Source organism: Clostridium sp. ZS2-4 (genome assembly GCF_026719745.1).
GTDB lineage: Bacteria > Bacillota > Clostridia > Clostridiales > Clostridiaceae > Clostridium_H.
In genome coordinates, this window is sequence record NZ_JAPPRQ010000079.1 from 1 (window position 1) to 1,415 (window position 1,415).

General features: G+C 28.8%; 3 protein-coding genes. All 3 read left to right on the forward strand.

Features of this window, described 5'->3' with window-relative positions:
- Positions 1–311: IS66 family insertion sequence element accessory protein TnpA (gene tnpA, locus OIO11_RS11690; RefSeq protein ID WP_442781298.1), on the forward strand; the 311-nt coding region annotated here is incomplete at its 5' end.
- Positions 305–655: an IS66 family insertion sequence element accessory protein TnpB gene (gene tnpB / locus OIO11_RS11695; protein ID WP_268071649.1), complete on the forward strand. Its 351-nt coding sequence runs from the start codon at positions 305–307 to the stop codon at positions 653–655. The genes tnpA and tnpB, both read left to right, overlap by 7 nt.
- Before the next feature lie 89 nt (positions 656–744).
- Positions 745–1,415, forward strand: a 671-nt coding sequence (locus tag OIO11_RS11700) for an IS66 family transposase zinc-finger binding domain-containing protein (RefSeq protein WP_268071650.1), incomplete at its 3' end; no start/stop codon positions are given.

Here is a 1,415-nt window from a genome sequence, read left to right on the forward strand (position 1 = left end):
ATGCCTGGGAGGAATATTTAAATAAATTTAACTCTATTAAAGATACAATAACAGTGAAAGATTTCTGTGCTGAAAATAACCTTAATAAAAGTCAATTTTATTACCATAAAAAAAGAGTAGAAAAAGTAACTGAAAGTAAAGAACCTATTTTTCAGGCTATTTCTTTGAATAGTAAAGTTGATAATATTAAAGAAGATAAATCTACATTAAAAGAAGTGAAAATTAATGTAGGCAATGCTAATATACTTATTCCTGTTAGCGAAGCTACTTTAATAACATCAATAATTAAGGAGTTAATTCTAAAATGTTAAATATAGATAAGGTAGAAAAAGTCTATCTTGCCTGCGGCTACACGGATTTAAGAAAAAGTATTGATGGGTTAGTTATGATAGTGCAAAATCAATTTAAGTTAGATCCTTTTGATAAAGCACTATTTGTTTTTTGTAACAAGCAAATGGATAAATTAAAAATTCTTCACTTTGATGAAGGATTCTGGCTATATTATCATCGTTTAGAAGCTAATCGCTTCAAATGGCCAGCCACAGCTGCTGATGCATTAAAGATTAATGTTGATGAATTACGTTGGCTTTTAAAAGGCTATGAAGTAAGAACAAAATCTAAATTTAAACCTGTAAAAGCAAGTAACTATTATTAAATAAATATCTATTTCAGGCCCTTGAAATCTAGTGATTTCAAGGGTTTTGTGGTATAATAAAGGTATCAAATAAAACTAGTGAGGTAACTATGAGTCACGAAATTTTAACTAATGAGCTTGATGAAAATACAAAAGCATTAATTAAAAAAGTTGAGAAAATGGAAAATGAAATTAATGAAAAAGATAAAGAATTAAGCTCAAAAGATAAAGAAATAAGAAGACTTAAAAATGAATTAGAATTCTTAAAAGGTGTTATATCTAATAGAAATAGAAAGATATTTGGAGCATCCAGTGAACAAGTAGATGTTAACCAATTATCTCTTTTTAACGAGGCTGAAAAACATAGTGATTCAAAGGTAGAAGAACCTACTTTAGAGGAAATTACATATAAAAGAGCTAAGAAAAGTAATTATACTGGAAAGAAGGACAATTTAGCTAATTTAGAAAGAGTTGTTGTTGAACATAAATTAGAAGGTGAGGATCTTAACTGCAAGGAATGTGGTGAAGAACTTACTCCTATCGGAGTTAAATCTAGAAAAGAGATTGTTAAATACATTCCTGCTAAATTAATAATTGAGGAGCATGTTATTTATAGCTACGCTTGTAAAACATGCGAAAGATCCACTGGTGAAAGTAAAATAGTTTCACCAGAAGCACCTAAAACTATTTTTTATAATAGCATGGCCTCAAATGAGCTAATTGCACATACTCTAATACTTAAATATCAACATGCAATGCCACTATACAGGCAACAAACTTA